This is a genomic window from Geomonas sp. Red32 (assembly GCF_023652955.1).
Classification (GTDB): domain Bacteria; phylum Desulfobacterota; class Desulfuromonadia; order Geobacterales; family Geobacteraceae; genus Geomonas.
Genome location: NZ_JAKLOY010000007.1, coordinates 198,230 through 217,240 on the forward strand (window position 1 = coordinate 198,230; position 19,011 = coordinate 217,240).

18 protein-coding genes are annotated in these 19,011 nt (G+C 63.6%); all 18 read left to right on the top strand.

The window, feature by feature from the left end; all coding sequences use genetic code 11:
- Positions 1-46: 46 nt before the first annotated feature.
- Positions 47-1,141, top strand: a complete 1,095-nt coding sequence (locus tag L4X63_RS17940) for a type IV pilus twitching motility protein PilT (RefSeq protein ID WP_250680024.1) — start codon at positions 47-49, stop codon at positions 1,139-1,141.
- 40 nt (positions 1,142-1,181) lie between these two features.
- Positions 1,182-2,405 carry a type II secretion system F family protein gene (locus L4X63_RS17945; protein WP_250680025.1) on the top strand — a complete coding sequence of 408 codons (1,224 nt, stop codon included), beginning with the start codon at positions 1,182-1,184 and terminating at the stop codon, positions 2,403-2,405.
- Between the two features lie 3 nt (positions 2,406-2,408).
- Positions 2,409-4,031, top strand: coding sequence for a two-component system sensor histidine kinase NtrB (locus L4X63_RS17950; RefSeq protein WP_250680026.1), 1,623 nt, complete (start codon positions 2,409-2,411; stop codon positions 4,029-4,031).
- A gap of 143 nt (positions 4,032-4,174) precedes the next feature.
- Positions 4,175-5,548, top strand: a complete 1,374-nt coding sequence (locus tag L4X63_RS17955) for a sigma-54-dependent transcriptional regulator (protein WP_250680027.1) — start codon at positions 4,175-4,177, stop codon at positions 5,546-5,548.
- Between the two features lie 223 nt (positions 5,549-5,771).
- Positions 5,772-5,996, top strand: a complete 225-nt coding sequence (locus tag L4X63_RS17960) for a type IV pilin protein (RefSeq protein ID WP_250680028.1) — start codon at positions 5,772-5,774, stop codon at positions 5,994-5,996.
- A gap of 28 nt (positions 5,997-6,024) precedes the next feature.
- Positions 6,025-6,417: a hypothetical protein gene (locus L4X63_RS17965; protein WP_250680029.1), complete on the top strand. Its 393-nt coding sequence runs from the start codon at positions 6,025-6,027 to the stop codon at positions 6,415-6,417.
- 63 nt (positions 6,418-6,480) lie between these two features.
- A complete protein-coding gene (locus tag L4X63_RS17970; RefSeq protein WP_250680030.1) occupies positions 6,481-8,235 on the top strand; it encodes a tetratricopeptide repeat protein in 1,755 nt (584 codons plus the stop codon).
- Positions 8,236-8,248: 13 nt separating this feature from the next.
- Entirely contained in the window at positions 8,249-9,040 is a 792-nt protein-coding gene (locus L4X63_RS17975) for an ABC transporter permease (RefSeq protein WP_250680031.1), read from the top strand.
- On the top strand, positions 9,040-9,924 hold the full coding sequence (locus tag L4X63_RS17980) for a hypothetical protein (protein WP_250680032.1): 885 nt from the start codon (positions 9,040-9,042) through the stop codon (positions 9,922-9,924). The genes L4X63_RS17975 and L4X63_RS17980 overlap by 1 nt, the downstream gene beginning before the upstream one ends.
- A 22-nt stretch (positions 9,925-9,946) precedes the next feature.
- Positions 9,947-10,819 (top strand): ABC transporter ATP-binding protein, encoded by an 873-nt coding sequence (locus tag L4X63_RS17985; protein ID WP_250680033.1) that lies wholly within the window; start codon positions 9,947-9,949, stop codon positions 10,817-10,819.
- A 94-nt stretch (positions 10,820-10,913) separates the two neighbouring features.
- Positions 10,914-11,765 (top strand): decaprenyl-phosphate phosphoribosyltransferase, encoded by an 852-nt coding sequence (locus L4X63_RS17990; RefSeq protein ID WP_502799922.1) that lies wholly within the window; start codon positions 10,914-10,916, stop codon positions 11,763-11,765.
- A 246-nt stretch (positions 11,766-12,011) separates the two neighbouring features.
- Positions 12,012-12,914: a glycosyltransferase family A protein gene (locus tag L4X63_RS17995; RefSeq protein ID WP_250680133.1), complete on the top strand. Its 903-nt coding sequence runs from the start codon at positions 12,012-12,014 to the stop codon at positions 12,912-12,914.
- A gap of 1 nt (position 12,915) precedes the next feature.
- Positions 12,916-13,743 (top strand): ABC transporter permease, encoded by an 828-nt coding sequence (locus L4X63_RS18000; RefSeq protein WP_250680034.1) that lies wholly within the window; start codon positions 12,916-12,918, stop codon positions 13,741-13,743.
- A 3-nt stretch (positions 13,744-13,746) separates the two neighbouring features.
- Positions 13,747-15,012: an ABC transporter ATP-binding protein gene (locus L4X63_RS18005; RefSeq protein WP_250680035.1), complete on the top strand. Its 1,266-nt coding sequence runs from the start codon at positions 13,747-13,749 to the stop codon at positions 15,010-15,012.
- 8 nt (positions 15,013-15,020) lie between these two features.
- Positions 15,021-15,743, top strand: coding sequence for an acylneuraminate cytidylyltransferase family protein (locus L4X63_RS18010; protein ID WP_250680036.1), 723 nt, complete (start codon positions 15,021-15,023; stop codon positions 15,741-15,743).
- On the top strand, positions 15,740-16,777 hold the full coding sequence (locus tag L4X63_RS18015) for an N-acetylneuraminate synthase family protein (RefSeq protein ID WP_250680037.1): 1,038 nt from the start codon (positions 15,740-15,742) through the stop codon (positions 16,775-16,777). The genes L4X63_RS18010 and L4X63_RS18015 overlap by 4 nt, the downstream gene beginning before the upstream one ends.
- Complete coding sequence (gene neuC, locus L4X63_RS18020; RefSeq protein ID WP_250680038.1) at positions 16,770-17,915, top strand: UDP-N-acetylglucosamine 2-epimerase; 1,146 nt, start codon at positions 16,770-16,772, stop codon at positions 17,913-17,915. The genes L4X63_RS18015 and neuC overlap by 8 nt, the downstream gene beginning before the upstream one ends.
- Positions 17,915-18,988: a class I SAM-dependent methyltransferase gene (locus tag L4X63_RS18025; protein WP_250680039.1), complete on the top strand. Its 1,074-nt coding sequence runs from the start codon at positions 17,915-17,917 to the stop codon at positions 18,986-18,988. Before neuC ends, L4X63_RS18025 begins: the two co-directional genes overlap by 1 nt.
- Positions 18,989-19,011 lie beyond the last annotated feature (23 nt).

Genomic DNA, 19,011 nt, shown 5'->3' on the forward strand with positions numbered 1-19,011 from the left:
ATCCGCGAACCGGTATCGGCGTTTTCAACAGCACAAGGAAGGTCTCATGGTCAATTTTCATCAACTGCTCAAGGATCTCGTGGAGCGCGGAGGGTCCGACCTCCACATCACCACCAACACCTCCCCCCAGATCCGAATCGACGGGAAGCTCACCCCGATGGACATCCCGCCGCTCACCCCGGTTGAGACCAAACAGCTCTGCTACAGCATCCTGACCGACTCGCAGAAGCACCGCTTCGAGGAGGACAACGAGCTCGACCTTTCCTTCGGCGTCAAGGGGCTCTCCCGTTTCAGGGGTAACCTCTTCATCCAGAGGGGGGCGGTGGCCGGAGTCTTCAGGGTCATCCCCTACAAGATCCTCACCTTCGAGGAACTGGGATGCCCCCCGGTGGTCAAGGCGCTCTGCGAGAAGCCGCGCGGCCTGATCCTGGTCACCGGGCCGACCGGCTCCGGCAAGTCGACCACGCTCGCCTCCATGATCGACTTCATCAACACCTCCCGCCGCGACCACATCGTGACCATCGAGGACCCGATCGAGTACCTCCATCCCCACAAGGGTTGCCTGGTCAACCAGCGCGAGGTGGGGGCCGATACCAAGAGCTTCAAGCACGCCCTGAAGTACGTCTTGAGGCAGGACCCGGACGTCGTCCTGATCGGCGAGCTCCGCGACCTGGAGACCATCGAGGCGGCGCTCACCCTGGCCGAGACCGGGCATCTCTGCTTCGCCACCCTGCACACCAACTCCTGCGCCCAGACCATCAACAGGATCATCGACGTCTTCCCTCCCTACCAGCAGACCCAGGTGCGGACCCAGCTCTCCTTCGTGCTGGAAGGGGTGCTTTCCCAGACCCTGGTCCCCAAGATGAACAGCCGCGGGCGCGCGCTGGCGCTGGAGGTGATGGTCCCGAACCCCGCTATCAGGAACCTGATCCGCGAGGACAAGGTGCACCAGATCTACTCCCAGATGCAGGTCGGCCAGGACAAGTTCGGCATGCAGACCATGAACCAGTCCCTGATGGCGCTGTTAGCCAAGAACATCATTTCCATCGACGAGGCGCTCGGGCGCTCGCCGGAACCTGACGAGCTGAAGCAGATGCTCTCGCCCGGTTCCTCCATGCCCCGGCGTCCGCCGATGAGATAGCCAAACCTTCCGGCGCGGCCTACAAAAGGAGCATACGGGAATGCCCAAGTACAATTGGGAAGCCAGGAGCAAAGCGGGAGCCACCCAGAAAGGCGTCATGGACGCCGCCAGCGCCGCCGCCGTCGAGACCCAGCTCAAGCGATACGGTTTCAGCAGCATCACGGTGAAGGAGGCGGGGAAGGGGCTCAGCATGGAGCTCAAGATCCCCGGCCTGGGCGGCGCCAAGAAGATCGACACCAAGGACCTGGTCGTCTTCACCCGGCAGTTCGCCACCATGATCGACTCGGGGCTTCCGCTCGTGCAGTGCCTCGACATCCTCTCCTCCCAGCAGGAGAACCCGACCTTCAGGGACGTCCTGGTCAAGGTCAAGGAGAGCGTCGAGAGCGGCTCCACCTTCGCCGAATCGCTCGCCCGGCACCCGAGGGCCTTCGACCAGCTCTACGTTAACCTGGTGGCGGCCGGCGAGGTCGGCGGTATCCTCGATACCATCCTGAACCGCCTGGCGGCCTACATCGAGAAGGCCATGAAGCTCAAGAAGCAGGTCAAGGGCGCCATGGTCTACCCGGCAACCATCATGTCGATCGCGGTGGTGGTCGTCGGCGTCATCCTGGTCTTCGTCATCCCGACCTTCGCCAAGATGTTCGCCGACTTCGGCGGCGAGCTCCCGGCGCCGACCCGCATCGTCATCGCCCTGAGTCACTTCCTGACCAAGTACATCCTGGTGCTGATCGCCCTGGGGTTCGCCATCAAGTGGGGGATCGGGAAGTACTACCAGACCCCCGCCGGGCGCAAGAACATCGACCGGATGGGCCTCAAGGCGCCGGTCATCGGTCCCCTGATCCGCAAGGTCTCGGTCGCCAAGTTCACCCGTACCCTGGGGACCATGATCAGCTCCGGCGTCCCCATCATGGACGGCCTCGACATCGTGGCCAAGACCTCCGGCAACAAGGTGGTCGAGGAGGCGATCTACAAGGTGCGGACCTCCATCTCCGAGGGGCGCACCATGGCCGAACCGCTGGCCGAATGCGGCGTGTTCCCTCCGATGGTGGTCCAGATGATCTCGGTCGGCGAGGCAACCGGCGCCATGGACACCATGCTGAACAAGATTGCCGACTTCTACGACGACGAGGTGGACGACGCGGTCAGCGCCCTCACCGCCATGATGGAGCCGATGCTTATGGTGTTTTTGGGAACCACCGTCGGTGGCCTGGTCATCGCCATGTACCTGCCGATCTTCAAGCTCGCCTCCACCGTCGGCGGATAGCCGATGCCCGAAGTACGAAGGATCGTCTGGTCGATACTTTTGCGGGTGGTGATCGCCACCGGTTTCCTGGCCGCCCTTTTCATGCTCCACCTCCCGAGCAGCGAGAGCTATGCGGAGGGGGCGCTCGGGGTGATGACCCGGCTGGTGATCGCCACCTACCTCTTCTCGCTCATCTCGCTCATCTCCCTGAAGTTCACGGGACGGCAGCTCAAGGCGGTGAGCTACGCCCAGATCGTGTGGGACCTCTTCCTGGTCACCACCCTGATCCTGACCACCGGGGGGGTCGCCTCCCCGTACGCCTTTCTCTACTTTCTCTCCATCGTCAGCGCGAGCGTCTTGCTGTCGCGTTCCGAGGCCTACTACACCGCCTCCCTCTGCGTCATCCTCTACGGCTCGATCCTCGATTTCCAGTACTACGGAAGACTGGTCCCCTTAGGACTCGGGCCGACCATGTCCCACCAGTTCGGGGCCGGCTACGTCTTCTACCTGATCTTTCTCTACAGTCTCTCGTTCTACCTGATCGCCTTCCTGGCCGGGAGCCTCTCCGAACGGGCACGCGTATCGGAGACCGCGCTCAAGGAGAAGGTCTTCGACTACGAGGAGCTGGAACGGCTGCAGCGCTCTATCGTTTCCACCATCGACTCGGCGCTGGTCACCCTGACCCCGGGGGGGAACATCCGGGTCTTCAACCGCTACGCCGAGCTCCTTACCGGCCTCTCCCAGCGGGAGGCCTACGACCGGCCGGTGGCAGAGGTCTTTCCCGGGCTCTCACCGCTAGTCGGCGGGATCTTCGGGGTCTCTCGCGGCGAGTTCGTCCACCATGCGAAGGACGGCCACGAGCTTCTGCTTTCGTTCAAGTCGGTGCCGCTCGCGGGAAAGGAAGGGGATGAAACCGGGGCGCTCCTCGACATCAACGACTTGACCGACATCAAGCGGATGGCCGGGGAGCTGAAGCGGGCCGACCGGTTGGCCGCCATCGGGGAGCTCTCGGCCCGCATGGCCCACGAGATCCGCAACCCGCTGGCCGCCATCAGCGGCTCGGTGCAGCTGGTCTCCAAGCGGGAGTGGCCGGACGAGAAGGACCGCCGGCTCTTTTCCATCATCGTGCGGGAAACCGACCGGCTCGACACCCTTTTGCGCGACTTCCTCTTCTACGCGAAGCCCTCCCAGCCGACCCGGATCCCGCTGAATCTCCGCCGCCAGGTGGCCGACGTGATCGCCCTCTTGGGGAGCGACCCGCGGCTAGCCGGGGTGAAGTTCGACAACCGGGTCCCCGATAATCTGGTCCTTACCTTCGACAAGGACCACTGCTCCCAGATCTTCTGGAACCTTTTCGTGAACAGCGCCGAGGCAATGGTCGGGGGAGGGGAGATCCAGGTGGAGGGCGAACAGCTCAAAGGGGAGGGGCTCGAGCGCGAGGTCCGCATCTGTGTGAGCGACGACGGCTCCGGCATGAGCGACGAGGTGGTGAAGCGGGTCTTCGAGCCGTTCTTCACCACCAAGAAGGGGGGGACCGGGCTGGGGCTCGCCACCGTGTATCGCATCGTGGAGACCCACGGCGGCCGGGTTGCCGTCGCCAGCCGGCTGGGGGGAGGGACCATGGTGACCCTCTACCTGCCGAGCTGACCCTTCTCTTCCTCCCTTGGGGGAAGGAGCCTACCCTCTCCCGGCCTTCGGCCACCCTCCCCTGACGGGGCGAGGGGAGCGGAAAGGGGGCTTCGGCCCACCCTCCCCCTCATGGGGGGAGCGATTTCAACTTACGAGGCACTATGAACACGCACATTCTGGTCGTTGACGACGAGCTCAGCATGCGGGAGTTTCTCGCCATCCTTCTCGAAGGGGAGGGATACCGGGTCGACCAGGCGGAGAGCGCCGAAGAGGCGCTTCAGTACCTGGCCCGGGAGAGCTACGACATGGTTCTCTCCGACGTCAGCATGCCGGGGCTCTCCGGCATCGATCTTTTGGCCTCCATCAAGGCCCAGTCCCCCGACACCGCCGTCCTCATGATCACCGCCTTCACCACCTCCGAGCAGGCGGTGGAGGCGATGAAGCTCGGCGCCTACGACTACCTCTCCAAGCCGTTCAAGGTTGATGAGGTCAAGGTGCTGGTCAGAAACGCCCTCGAGAAGCGGAGCCTTCTCGTGGAGAACAAGCGTCTCAAGGCCGAAGTCCAGGAGCGCTTCGGCTTCAGCGGGCTGGTCGGTAAGAGCCGCAAGATGCAGGAGGTCTACGACCTGATCGGCAAGGTGGCCGAGAGCATGGCCAACGTGCTGATCATGGGGGAGAGCGGCACCGGCAAGGAGCTGGCCGCCCGCGCCATTCACTACAACAGCCGGAGAAAGGCCCTCCCCTTCGTGGCGGTCAACTGCGGGGCCATCCCCGATACCCTCATCGAGAGCGAGCTCTTCGGCCACCTGAAAGGGGCCTTCACCGGCGCAACCGCCGACCGCGCCGGCCTCTTCGAGCAGGCCGAGGGGGGGACCCTCTTCCTCGACGAGATCGGCGAGGTGCCGCTGCTGCTGCAGGCCAAGCTCTTGAGGGTCCTGCAGGAGCGGGAGTTCCGCAGGGTAGGGGGAGGGGTGCCTCTCAAGGCCGACGTCCGCATCGTGGCCGCCTCCAACCGTAACCTCGAGGAGCAGGTGCGGGAGGGGAGCTTCCGGGAGGATCTCTTCTACCGGCTCAACGTGGTCCAGGTCCGCATGCCCTCCCTGAAGGAGCGTGTCGAGGACATTCCGGTGCTGGTCGAGCACTTCTACAAGAAGTTTGCCCTCTGGTCCGGGACTGGCGAGATCGTCACCGCCGACGCCCTGGACGCCCTCTTCAACTACCCCTTCCCGGGTAACGTGCGCGAGCTGGAGAACCTGGTGGAGCGTTGCGTGGTGCTCGGGAGCCGGGTGATCACCCGCGAGTGTCTCCCCCCGAGCGTCCGCGACTACCGGATCCCGACCCCTCCGGCCGACGAACTGGCGATCCCCGACGGGGGGATGGACCTCCAGGCCTACCTGGACGGACTGGAGAAAAAGCTCCTGATCCAGGCGCTCGAGAAGTGCGGCGGGGTGAAGAAGAAGGCGGCCGCCCTCCTTGGGATGACCTTCCGCTCCTTCCGCTACCGGCTGGCCAAGTTCGGGATGGACGACGAGTGACAAAAAACGTCACCTCAGGGAGACTAATTTTGTCCCTGTTACTAATGAGAGCGGTGCCCTTTTTCGGCGTTTTTTAGGTGATCCGCGTAAAAACGGATAGTTAGGGATTTTAATCTTTTTGGCCCGCTCCTTGCTCCTAGTTTCTTCGTTTTGCAGCACTCAAACGGTTACCAAGCTTGCTGTATCAATCCAGTGCAACAACACGAACGAAAGGAGAAACTACATGTTACGTAAACTCAGAAGCAGCAAAGGCTTCACCCTGATCGAGCTCCTGATCGTCGTCGCCATCATCGGTATTCTGGCGGCTATCGCGATCCCGCAGTTCTCCTCTTACCGCGCCAAGGCCTACAACTCCGCCGCTAACGCCGACCTCAAGAACATGAAGACCGGTATGGAAGCGTTCATGGCCGACAAGCAGCAGTACCCCGGCAGCCTGCTGTACCAGTAATCACACAACTTAAGAGGAGAATATCTCTATGAAAAAGATCATTGCTCTCACCGCTTTCGCTCTCGTTCTCGGCGGCATCGCCTACGCAGGCAGCTACGGCCCGGGCGCCGGCGTCACCATGGACGGCAACCTTGCCGATCCGGCTTCCAAAACCGGCGCCTCGCTCTACGGCGATATCACCACCGCCTCCGCCTCGACCGTGCTGATCGGCAAGACCTCCACCGGCGTTGGCCTGGGCGCCCTGACCTCCGCCAACGGCTACGCGATGGCTACCCAGCACAAGTCTGGTAACCGCGCCTTCGGTACCGCCTACGACTCCACCTCCGTTTACTACAAGGACGTGACCAACGTCGGCACCGCCGTCGAGACCCTTCCGCAAAAGTCCGACTCCACCGAGTTCTCCGCCTGGAGCTCGATGTAACACCACCGTAGCATCGCACGTCGGCGGGATGCCTCGGCATCCCGCTTTTTTTTCGGGTAATTCATGCAAGAGCGGATAACTGCACGGACCTGCGTGCTCCTTGTGGTGCTGGTCGTTTTGGGGGTCTACTACCCGGCCATCTTCGCCCCCATCAACTCGATCGACGATCCCGGCACCATCACCTACCTGCTTAACACCGACTCTTTCAACCTGCGGGACATCTTCACTCCCGGGGCCGTCTATTTCCGCCCCCTGCTCCTCCTCTCCTTCATGGCCGACAAGTATCTGTGGGGGCTGCAGGAGAGCTTCATGCACCTGGAGAACGTGCTGTTCCATCTGGCGAACGCCCTCCTTGTGCTGGCGGTGGCGCGCCGGGTGGCGGCCCGCCTGGAAATCGCCTCTCCCCTGGTTCCCCTTGCCGCCGCACTCCTGTTCGCGCTCCATCCGATCAACACCGAATCGGTCAACTGGATCTCCGGGCGCACCGATCCGCTGGCCTGCATCTTCATCCTGACTTCGCTCTTTTTCCTCGTGAAGCCGGCGCCGGCCCCCCGCGTTGCCCCGCTTTCCAGCGTGCTGGCCGCCCTGGCGATTTTGGCCGCTTGCCTGGTCAAGGAGACCTCCATCTTCTTCCTGCCGGCGGCCCTGATCTTCCCCTTCTTCCTTCCCGGCAGGGAAGGGGGGCGGATCCCACCGAGGGAGGCTCTGCTTCGCAACTGGCCGCACCTGGCGGTCATGTTCACCACCGGCCTCGGGTTCTTCGCCTTCCGGCGGATCGGCTCCCACAGCCACGACGCGGGGGTGGCTCGGGTGGTGACCCACGTGGCCGGCCACGACAGTGCGGGGCTCGCGGTCAGCGCCCGGCTCGTTTTCAAGGCGGCGGGCTTCTATCTTAAGAAGCTGTTCGTCCCCTTTCCGCTCAACTTCGGCATCATCCACGTCTCCGACCTTTACCTTCCGGTCGGCGTGGCGGTCTGCCTGTTGGGACTTTGGCTTTTGAAGCGGCGGACCCTGACCGCGTACTTTTTCCTCTGTGCGCTGGCGGTCGGCTGCTCGGCCCTCCTGGTCCCCCTTTTGAACCTGACCTGGACCCCGCTCGCCGAACGGTACCTGTACGTGCCGAGCGCCTTCTTCGCCCTGGGATGCGTGTTCGGGGTGGAGGGGCTCCCTTTTGCCGGCCGGCACCGTACGGCGGTGAGTGTGCTGTTCCTCGTGCTGCTTGGCATCGCCGTATGGGGGACCGCCACCCGGACCCTGCTCTGGCAGGACAACCTGGCCCTTTTCCGGGACACCCTCAAGAAGTCCCCCGGCTTCGTGCCGGCTCAAAACGAGATCGCCATCGCCCTCTACAGCCGCGGCGAGACCGGGAAGGCGACCAGGGTCCTGAGCTCGATGGAGACCCCCGCTTCACTCATCAACTACCAGTACGGGTTGATTACCAAGGCCACCGTGCAGATCAGGAAGGGTGACCTCGACGCCGGGCAGGCCATCCTCGAAGAGGCGCTCGCCGAGCCGGGCAAGCACGAGGCCGACATCATCCGCCGGCTGCTTGCCGTGTACGACCTTAAGATCCAGAAGGACAAGCGGCTGGGCGCCACCCTGTACCCAAAGTCGGTGCGGCTTCTCGCCCGGCTGTACCAGATCACCGGCGACCCGTTCTACCAGTACCGGCTCGGCATCGTCCACCTGGCCCAGCACGAGGACGCGCTGGCCGGGGCGTGCTTTGCGGTCGCGGCGGCCAAGGCGCCGGCCAACGCGGTCTACCGGGAACCGGCCCTGAAACTTGCCCAAAAACTCGCCAAGCGCACTTCACCCTAAGGAGCTAGCACCCATGTTCGACATCGTCCGCATCACGGTCAAAGGGATCTTCCGCGACCGCGTCTTCCACGGCATCCTGATGGCGGCTCTTCTGCTCCCCTTGATCCCGAGCATCAGCCAGCTTTCCATGAGGCAGGTGACCGAGCTCTCCGTCACCCTGTCGCTGTCGCTCATCTCCTTCATCCTCCTGCTTTTGGCGGTCTTCCTCGGCGGGACCTCGCTCTGGAAGGACATGGAAAGGCGCTACACCTTTAGCGTCCTCTCCCTTCCTATCACGAGGACCACCTATCTCCTTGGCCGTTTCTTCGGGGTGGCGCTCTTTCTCCTCATTACCGCGGCCGTCCTGGGGTTCGTGGCCAGCGTGGTGGTCACCATCGTGGCCGGCAACTTCCCCCCCGACCGACCGGTGGTCTGGAACAACATCTACCTCTGCGTGCTGTTCGACGCCTTCAAGTACATCCTTCTATTGGCGGTCGCCGTCCTCTTTTCCACGGTGAGCACCTCCTTCTTCCTCCCGATCTTCGGGACCATCTCCGCCTTCCTGGTGGGGAGCGCGAGCCAGCAGGTCTACGACTACGTCCACTCCTCCTCCGGCCAGGTCCTCTCCCCCCTGGTCCGCCAGGCCGCCACCGCGCTCTACTATGTCCTCCCCAACTTCAGCGCCTTCGACCTCAAGGTAAACGCCATCTACGGGGTCCCGCTTTCTACCGGGGGGATCGTTTTGACCGTCTGCTACCTCGTGGTCTACGCGGCGGTACTGCTGTCGGTGGCCGCCATCATCTTTTCCAAAAGGGAAATGAAGTGATGGCCGCTGCAAGCAGAGGTTGGCGCCGCCTGGCCCGTCCGCTCGCGGTAACCTTGCTCCTCGTCGTCTGCTACGGGGCGATCATTACCCCCTTCGCGAGCTACATGCGGAACAAGCCGTTCGTGGAAAAGCTCGGAACCCTGCCGCGGGTGGAGGTGCTGCGGGCGATCGCGGCGGATCAGAAACAGGTGGTTGCCGAGGGGCTCATCCTCGACGTCCTCATGTACTTCGGTGGGCTTTTGGGGAAGGAGAAGGGAAAGGTCGTGGTCCCTCCCGACTTCCAGGCCATGTCGCGGCTGCTCCACGGTGCGGTCCAACTCGACCCGTACAACATGGACGCCTACTACTTCGCCCAGGCGATCCTGGTCTGGGACGTCGATCAGGTGAAGCTCGCCAACAACCTGCTTGACTACGGCATGAAGTACCGGAGCTGGGACTGGTACCTCCCGTTCTTCGCCGGCTTCAACTACGGCTACTTCCTGAAGGACTACCCGCAGGCCGCCAAGTACTACATGAAGGCGGGGGAGCTCTCCGGCAACGAGCTTTTCATCAACCTGGCCGGGCGCTACTTAAACGAGTCGGGGCAAAACGACCTGGCCATCGCCTACCTGAAGACCATGGCCAAGGGGGCCAAGAACAAGGTGATGTGGGAGTCGCTGACCACGAGGCTCAAGGCCCTGGAGGCGATGCGGGCGATCGGCACGGCCCGGGACGCCTTCCACAACGCCACCGGACGGCTGCCGAGCTCCGTCCAGCAGCTTTTGTACGCGGGGTACCTGCAAGAGATCCCCAAGGACCCCTACGGGGGGACCTTCTACCTGGCTGCCGACGGGACGGTGAAGACCACCAGCAACCTTGCCTATCCCGTCAAGAAGAAACAGTGACCACACTCGCAGAGGGGAATCGATGAACGCGATAGAAATTTCCGGTCTCTCCAAGACCTTCAAAGGGAAGCGCTTCACCCGCGTTGAGGCGCTCAAGAATCTGAGCCTGACCGTGGGGCAGGGGGAGATCTTCGGCTTCCTCGGTCCTAACGGGGCCGGCAAAAGCACCACCATCAAGACCCTGATGGGGCTCATCGAGCCGTCGGCCGGCTCCGCCTGCATCATGGGGATCGACATTTCCTCCCCCAAGGCCCGCCGTCGGGTCGGCTATCTCCCGGAGAACCCGGCCTTCTACGACTACCTGAGCGCCGAGGAGTACCTGGCCTTCGTGGGGACCACCTTCGGTCTCGATCCCGAGCTCCTCGCCAAACGAAGCGAGGAGGTGCTGAAGCAACTCGAGCTCTGGGAGGCCCGCAAGCGTCCGATGCGGAGCTACTCCAAGGGGATGGTGCAGCGGGTGGGGCTTGGCCAGGTGCTGATCCACGATCCCGACGTCTGCATCCTCGACGAGCCGATGAGCGGCCTCGACCCCGTGGGGCGGGCGCTCGTCAAGGAGATCATGCTCGACCTGAAGAAGCGGGGGAAGTGCGTCTTCTTCTCCACCCACATCATCGCCGACGTCGAATCGGTCTGCGACCGGGTCGGGATCATCTTGAAGGGGGAGCTGCAGAGCGTTGAGCGGGTGGAAGACATCATGACCCGCGGCGTGGTCGGCTACTACCTCACCCTGCGGGACAGCGGGGGGGGGACCACCGAGCTCTACGTCCCCAAGGACGAGCTTTCCGGCGCCCTCGCCTCGGTGCGGGACCAGGGGGGGGAGGTCACCCTGATCGAGCCCAGAAGAAAGAGCCTCGAGGACTTCTTCCTCGACATCATCAAGGGGAGAAACGGGTAAACCGCAGTCTCTTCAGGAATTTGGCGCTTGCGCAACCTTCCCGCGCTGTGGCATACTGGGCCGCGATAAACCGCCAAGCGAGGCATCACGACTGTTGAAGATAACCGCCTATCTCAAACTGCTGCGTCCCGCCCAGTGGTTGAAAAACCTGATGCTCTACTTCCCTCCGTTTCTCGGGGGGACCATCCTGCAGCACGGCATGGCGACAAGGGGAGTGCTCCCCTTCGTCTCCTTCTGTCTCGCCAGCAGTTCCACCTATGTCCTGAACGATCTCCTGGACCGCCACCGCGACCTGCACCACCCGCGCAAGAAGGGGCGTCCGATTCCCTCCGGAGCCGTGCCGGTCTGGGCGGCAGCGCTCCTCGGTGCGCTCTCGCTCGCGGCCGGGGTCTATCTCGCCGTCGGCATCTCGACCCTCTTCTTGCTCCTTTTGCTGGCCTACCTCGCGGTCTCCGCCTGCTACTCGCTGAAATTGAAGGAGCTGCCGGTGGTCGATCTCTTCTGCATCGCCTCGGGATTCCTGCTGCGGCTGGAGGCGGGGGGGGAGGCCTTCGGGATCGAGATCTCCCACTGGCTGTTTCTTTCCGTCTTTTTGCTGGCGCTCTTTCTCGCCACCGGGAAGCGGCTCGGCGAGAAACAGAGCCTCGGCGAGCAGGCCGGCGAGCACCGAAAGTCGCTTCTGTCGTACCCGGACGGCTTTTTGCCGGGAGCCATGTACATGACCGGCGGTGCCGTGCTGGTCACCTACACCCAGTACGTGATTTTGCGCCATGCCCTGGTCTACACGGTACCGCTTTGCTGCTTCGGACTTTTGCGCTTCATTCTGCGGGTCCAGAGCGGGGAAGGGGGGGATCCCACCGAGTCGCTCTTGAAGGACCTTCCCCTTTTTATTGTGGGGGTTTTGTGGGCGGCTATGATAGGATGGGGCGTCTACGCCGGGTACTGACAGTATCTGCTAGAAGCAAGCAAGGTGGAACACATTCGGGAAGAAATTCTCCCCGCATCTCGAAGTGTAGAAGACCGACCTGGTACTGATCGGCAGAGCGCTATGAGTATCTCCGCGCAGACGATCCTAGCCTAGCGGGTATCAAGCTTGGTGAGACACCTTGGTGCCGGAACTGTTTGACTGCGTGGAGCGGCTGCACCGCGACAGCGAAAGTATCTTGACGGTGGAGAGGCATAGTTGTTAAGCATGCGAGAGGCGCTGCTCAGATCGATATACCGGCTTTTCCCCTTCGACCTTAGGGGCGACTGCCCCGTCCCCCCCGCCCGCGACGGGATCAGGCTTTCCTGCGTGATCAACTTCTACGGCCGGCTCGACCTCTTGGCCGGGATCCTTCATTCGCTTGCCCAGCAGGAGCTCCCCCGCGCAGAATTCGAGGTGGTGCTGGTGGAGGACCGCGCCGGGACCGAGGCAGGGAAGCGGATGGCCGAGGAGTTCGCCGACCGGCTCCCGATCGTCTACGCCCCGCTCGACAAGAACTTCGGATCGATGGGGTACTCCCGGAACCACGGGGTGGCGGCCTCCCGGGGCGAGTACCTGCTCTTTCTCGACGACGACACCGTCCTTTTGCAGCCCGACTTCCTCTCCACCCTGCTCGACGAGTTCGCGGCCCATCCGGAGGCGGCCGCCGTGGTGCCGCGCGGGGAGGCGAGCTATGCGCTTGTCGAGGGGCGCTACCACCACCACGACGAGTTCTTCATGACCAGCCGCTGCACCGCCTACCGCCGGGACATCATCGCTAGGCTGGGGGGATTCATGTCCGCCTTCATCGGGCAGGAGGACGTGGAGTTCGTGGTCCGCTTCCTGGTGGCCGGCGCCAAAAGCGTCAACTCGCCGAGGCTTCAGTACTACCACCCGCCGCTTCTGGTCGGCAATTTCAGGAAGCCGATGGCGGTCGGGCAGTCGTTTTATCGCCTGAAGGGGCGCTACTCGTGGCCGCTTTGGCTCCTCGTGCTCGCCAACTGCAGCCGCCACGCCCCGCTGTACCTTCTGCCGGGGAGGAAGAACCGCGAGATGGGGCGCTTCGGCCTGGGCTTCATCGCCGGGGTGATCTCGTCCCTGTTCCGGAAAAAGGAGTTCCAGTACGGCTGACATGAACGAACAGCGCGAGATCGTCATCCGCCCCGGGATGGGGGAGCTCAACTACTGGCGCGATCTCTGGCGCTATCGGGAGCTCTTCCTCTTCCTCGCCTGGCGCGACATCCTGGTCCGCTACAAGCAGACCGCCATCGGGATCGCCTGGAGCGTGATCCGGCCGCTCGCCACCATGCTGGTCTTCACCGTGGTGTTCGGGAAGCTGGCCAAGCTCCCCTCCAACGGCGTGCCGTATCCGGTCATGGTGTACGCCGCCATGCTCCCCTGGCAGTTCTTCGCCAACTCCCTCGCCGAGTGCGCGAGTTCCCTGATCGACAACGCCAACCTCCTCACCAAGGTCTACTTCCCGCGGCTGATCGTGCCGGCGGGGGCGGTGGCGGTGAGCCTGGTGGACTTCGCGATTTCGTGCGCCATCCTCGCGGGGATCATGGCCTGGTACCGCTTCGTTCCCGACCTGAGGATCCTGCTCTTGCCGCTGTTCCTTTTGATGGCGCTCGCCGCCAGTTTCGGCATGGGGCTTTGGTTCGCCGCTCTCAACGTGAAGTACCGCGACTTCCGCTACGTGGTCCCCTTCCTGGTCCAGTTCGGGCTGTACATCTCGCCGGTCGGCTTTTCCAGCTCCATCGTTCCCGAGAAGTGGCGGCTTGCCTACTTTCTCAACCCGATGGTCGGGGTGATCGACGGTTTCCGCTGGGCCATCCTGGGGGACCGCTTCCCGGTCCAGTGGAGCGGGCTCATGCTGTCGGGGCTTTTGGTCCTGGCCATCCTGGCCGGCGGCGTTCTCTACTTTCGCCGCATGGAACGCACCTTCGCGGACGTGGTGTAGCCGATGACGAGCGCGATCAGTGTCGACAACCTGGCCAAGAAGTACCTCCTCACCCACCAGGCGGGGCAGGGCTCCTACCTGGCCCTGCGCGACGTGCTGGCCGAAGGGGTCAAGTCGTTCGGGCGCAGGGTGATCGGGAAGGGTTCCGGTGACCGCTCGCGGAGTATGGAGGAGTTCTGGGCCCTCAAAGGAGTCTCCTTTGAGGTGAAGCAGGGGGAGCGGGTCGGCATCATAGGTCGCAACGGGGCCGGCAAGTCCACGTTGTTGAAGATCATCAGCCGGATCACGGAGCCCACCACCGGGAGCGTGCGCCTCAGGGGAAGGGTGGCGAGTCTCCTCGAGGTGGGGACCGGCTTCCATCCCGAACTCACCGGCCGTGAAAACATCTACCTCAACGGCGCCATCCTGGGGATGGGGAGAGGGGAGATCAGGCGGAAGTTTGATGAGATCGTCGATTTCGCCGAGACCGAGCGGTTCCTTGACACCCCCGTCAAGCGTTACTCGAGCGGCATGTACGTCCGTCTCGCCTTTGCCGTCGCCGCCCACCTTGAACCGGAGATCCTGGTGGTGGACGAGGTATTGGCGGTTGGCGACGCCCAGTTCCAGCAGAAATGCCTGGGAAAGATGGAGCAGGCAGGGAAGGAAGGACGGACGGTGCTCTTCGTGAGTCACCAGATGGGCGCCATCAGCAGACTGTGCGGGCGCGCCATCCTCCTCGGTGAGGGAGCAATCGCCGTCGACGGCGATGTCGAGTCGGTCACCAAAGCGTACCTCGACGCGGCGCTCTCGGCGGGGGCCACCTCCGCCGAGCGGTGCCCCGATCCGGACAAGCCCCACCAGATTACCGGCGTCAGCATCTGCAAGGGCGATGGAACGGCGATCAGCGGGCCGGTCGGCGTGGACGAGCAACTGGCGGTGCAGGTCCGTTGCCGGCTGCAAACCCCCTTGCCCGGCGGCTACGCCGTGCTGGCGGTCAAGGATCTCAAGGGCGAGTATGTCCTTTTTTCCGATAGCCGCGATCACGACGGTTCCGCAACCTACGCGGGTGCCGGGGAGATCTCGGCCACGGTAACCATTCCGGCTCCCCTCCTGGCACCGGGACGCTACAGCATTTCCGCCTATATCGGACGCCCCCCTACCGGCACCGTGGATGCCTGCATCGACGCCCTGACCTTCGAGGTCGAAGACCTGCACGGGGTGAGGAGTTCCCGGCCGGGTCACATCTATCTCCCGCTGCAGTGGCAGCAGGATGCACCCTCCTGGAGGTGAGGCACCCGATGGACAAAGCCGGTCCCGACATCATCGCCCTCATCACCGCCCGCGGCGGCTCCAAGGGGGTGCCGTACAAGAACATCCGCGAGGTCGGCGGGAAGCCCCTGATCGCCTGGAGCATCGAGGCGGCCCGGAAGTCGTCGCCCGAGCTGCGGGTGGTGGTTTCCACCGACGACGCGGAGATCGCCGCGGTCAGCGCTGATTTCGGTGCCGAGGTGCCGTTTCTGCGTCCGGCTGAGCTTGCCGGGGACCATGCCTCGTCGGAGTCCGTGGCCCTGCATGCGCTGACCTGGCTTGCCGAGCGGGAAGGGTACCGTCCTCGACTGCTCCTTTTGCTCCAGCCGACATCACCCCTGCGGACCTCCGCCGACATCGACGAGGCCGTGAGGCTACAGGCGGCCTGTGACGCCGATGCCGTGGTGAGCGTCACTCCCAACGAGCGTCCGGTCCAGTGGCTGCGCAGGGTGGACGACGGGGGACTCCTGGTGCCGTGGATGGCCGGGGAGCAACTGGCCCGGCGCCAGGAAGCCGAGGAGATCTACCGGTTGAACGGTGCCATCTACCTGATCAAGACCGAGGTGCTCGTCAGCGAGAAGACATTCTACCCGCCGGCGACCCGTCCGCTGGTCATGCCCGTCGAGCGGTCCCTCGACATTGACTCCGAATTCGATCTGCTGCTGGCCGATTTGCTGCTGACCGGCCGGCAGGGGAAGGGAGAACCAAGATGAACTGCATACGGATAGCCGGCCGAGCCGTGGGGCCGGACCATCCCCCGCTGGTGTTGGCCGAAATCGGCATCAACCACGAGGGGGACTTCGAGAAGGCCCGGCGGATGATCGACGATGCCCATGCCGCAGGGTGCGAGTGCGTGAAGTTCCAGGCCCACGTCATAGCGGACGAGATGGTGCCCAACGACGTGGTGCCCGGCAACGCCTCGGAATCTATCTGGCAGATCATGGAACGCTGCGCGCTGACCGAGGACGAGGACGCGCGGCTCAAGGAGTACGCCGAGTCGAAGGGGATGATCTACCTCAGCACCCCGTTCTCGCGCGCGGCGGCCGACCGGCTGGAACGGCTCGGGGTTGCCGCCTACAAGATCGGCTCCGGGGAGTGCAACAACTACCCGCTCATCGAGCACATCGCCCGTTTCGGCAAGCCGGTCATCCTGAGCACCGGGATGAACGACCTCGCCAGCATCGCCCGGGCGGTGGAAATCCTGCGGCGGCACCAGGTTCCTTTCGCCCTGATGCACTGCACGAGCATGTACCCGACCCCCTACGACAAGGTGCGCCTGGGTGCTCTTGCCGACCTGCAGCACGCCTTCCCCGACGCCGTCATCGGGCTTTCCGACCATTCCCTGAGTAACTACCCCTGTCTGGGCGCGGTGGCTCTCGGGGCCTCCCTCCTGGAGCGCCATTTCACCTCGGACAAGAGCTGGCCCGGCCCCGACATCGAGATCTCCATGGACCCATCCGACCTTCGCGAGCTGATCGCCGGAAGCCGCGCCATCTTCCTCGCGCGCGGCGGGAAGAAGGGGATCCTGGCCGAGGAGCAGCCGACCATCGACTTCGCCTACGCCTGCGTGGTGGCCATCCGCGACATCGCAGCCGGAGAGGAGCTCTCCGGCGACAACATCTGGGTGAAGCGGCCCGGTACCGGCGAGATCAAGGCCGTGGACTACCCGTCGCTGCTGGGAAGAAAGGCTGCTGCTGCCATCACGATGAACGAGCAGCTCACCTGGGGAAAGATCAGCCATGGCTAGGAAGATTCTCTTTCTCACCTCTACCCGCGCCGACTTCGGGAAGCTGAAATCGCTGATGCACGCCCTCGACGACGATCCCGCCTTCGAGGTGCATGTCTTTGTGACCGGCATGCACGTGCTCCCCAAGTACGGCAACACCGGCGAGGAAGTGGAGAAGTGCGGCTTCAAGAACATCTACCGGTTTATCAATCAGAAGTCCAACGACGACATGGGGAGCATCCTCGCCAACACGGTGCAAGGGCTCTCCAACTACGTCGAGCTTCTGAAGCCGGACATGCTGGTCATCCACGGTGACCGTGCCGAGGCGCTGGCCGGCGCAATCGTGGGGGCCTTCAGCAACGTCCTTGTCAGTCACATCGAAGGGGGAGAGGTTTCGGGCACCATAGACGAGTCGATTCGGCACTCGGTCTCCAAGCTCGCCCACATCCATTTCGTGGCCAACGAACGGGCCCGGCGACGGCTGATCCAGATGGGGGAGCACGAGGAGAACATATTCATCATCGGTTCCCCGGACATCGACCTGATGACCTCCAGCGGCCTCCCCAGCCTCGCTTCCGTCAAGGAGCACTACGAGATCTCCTTCGACAGCTACGGGATTTTCGTCTACCACCCGGTCACCACCAAACTGCACGACCTGATGGGGAACCTGAGCGAGATCTCCAAAGCCCTGGTCTCTTCCGGGAGGAACTACGTCGCCATCTACCCCAACAACGACCCCGGCTCGGAGTTGATTATCGAGGAGCTGACGGCCCTGCGGGACAATCCGGCCCTGCGCATCTTCCCCTCCATCCGGTTCGAGGCCTTCTTGGTGCTGCTGAAGCATGCCGACTTCATGATCGGCAATTCCAGTGCCGGGGTCAGGGAGGCTCCTTTCTACGGGATACCTTCCATCAACCTCGGCAGCCGCCAAAACGGCCGCTTTTGCTGCGACACCATCATCAACTGCCGGGAGCGCGTGCCGGAGATCGAGGCCGCCATCTCGCAGATCGCCGCCTTGCCGAGGACGCCGACCGAACACTTCGGCAACGGCACCAGCAAAGATCGCTTCCTCGAAATCGTCAAGGGGAGGAAGATCTGGGGGACCAACATCCAAAAGTACTTCGTCGACCAAGCGGGCTTCGAAGCGGGGGGGGACTGATGCATCCAGGCCAGGCGCGGAGCAGGATGGAGGAGCTCTGGCATCCCGCCGAACTCCGCTTCACCAAACCTTTCGACATGCGCACCCTGAACCGGACCCCCTCCTGGCGCCGGGAGATTGCCCGGGGGCAGCAGGCCATTTCCGAGGCGGTGCTGTCAGCGCGGCACACCGTGGAACGCTGCCCGATCTGCGGCGAGAGCGCCTCATCCTGCTTTGTGGCGGTCTATGGTTTCCACTACCGCGAGTGTGGCGCCTGCCATCATCTCTACTGCTCCAATCCCCCTGACGCCGAGGGGGTGAAGAACCTCTACACCGGCGCGGACGACCAGGGGAAGAAGACCATCCAGACCTGGACCTACCTCGACAGCCGGCACTACCAGACCAGGGTCGAGACCATAGCCGCCCCCAAGGTGGCCTACGTCAACGGGTTCTGTACGAAGCCGGGGGGGCGCTGGATCGATGTCGGCTCCGGGGCCGGCGAAACGCTGGTGGCAGCGGCCTCGACAGGTTTCGAGGCGGTGGGGCTCGAGTGCGATCCGGCCGAGTGCGCCTTTGCGCGTGAGCGGGGGGCGACCGTGGTGGAGGAATTCCTCACCGGTTCCAACGCGGCAGAGCTCCTGAAGGGAGCTGCCGTGGTTTCCCTCTTCAACGTTCTCGAGCATACCGAAGATCCCGGTGGAGTGACCGAGGCGATCTCCGCGGCCGTGGAGCCGGACTGCCTGGTGGTGATCGAGGTGCCGCGCCATCCCTCGTTGAGCTCGCTCAGCAACTCCCTTTTTCCCGGGGTCTCCTGCCGGCACATCGTCCCCCCCGACCACCTGCACGTCTTCACCGATGCTTCCCTGCAGCGCCTTACCTCCCGCAACGGGTTGGAGCCGCTCGGTCTCTGGTATTTCGGGCAGGACTACTACGACCTCCTCTCTTCGGCCATGGCATCGGCCGATCTCCCCGCCTCCTCGCTCTACAGCCAGGCCCTGGATTTGAATTCGCTTATCCAGCCGGTCATCGATCAAGCGGGGCTCTCGGACACCATGATATACGTCGGCCGCAAGCGTAGTGACGTGGCGGGATGAGCCGCCGGCCCAGACACAGAAAG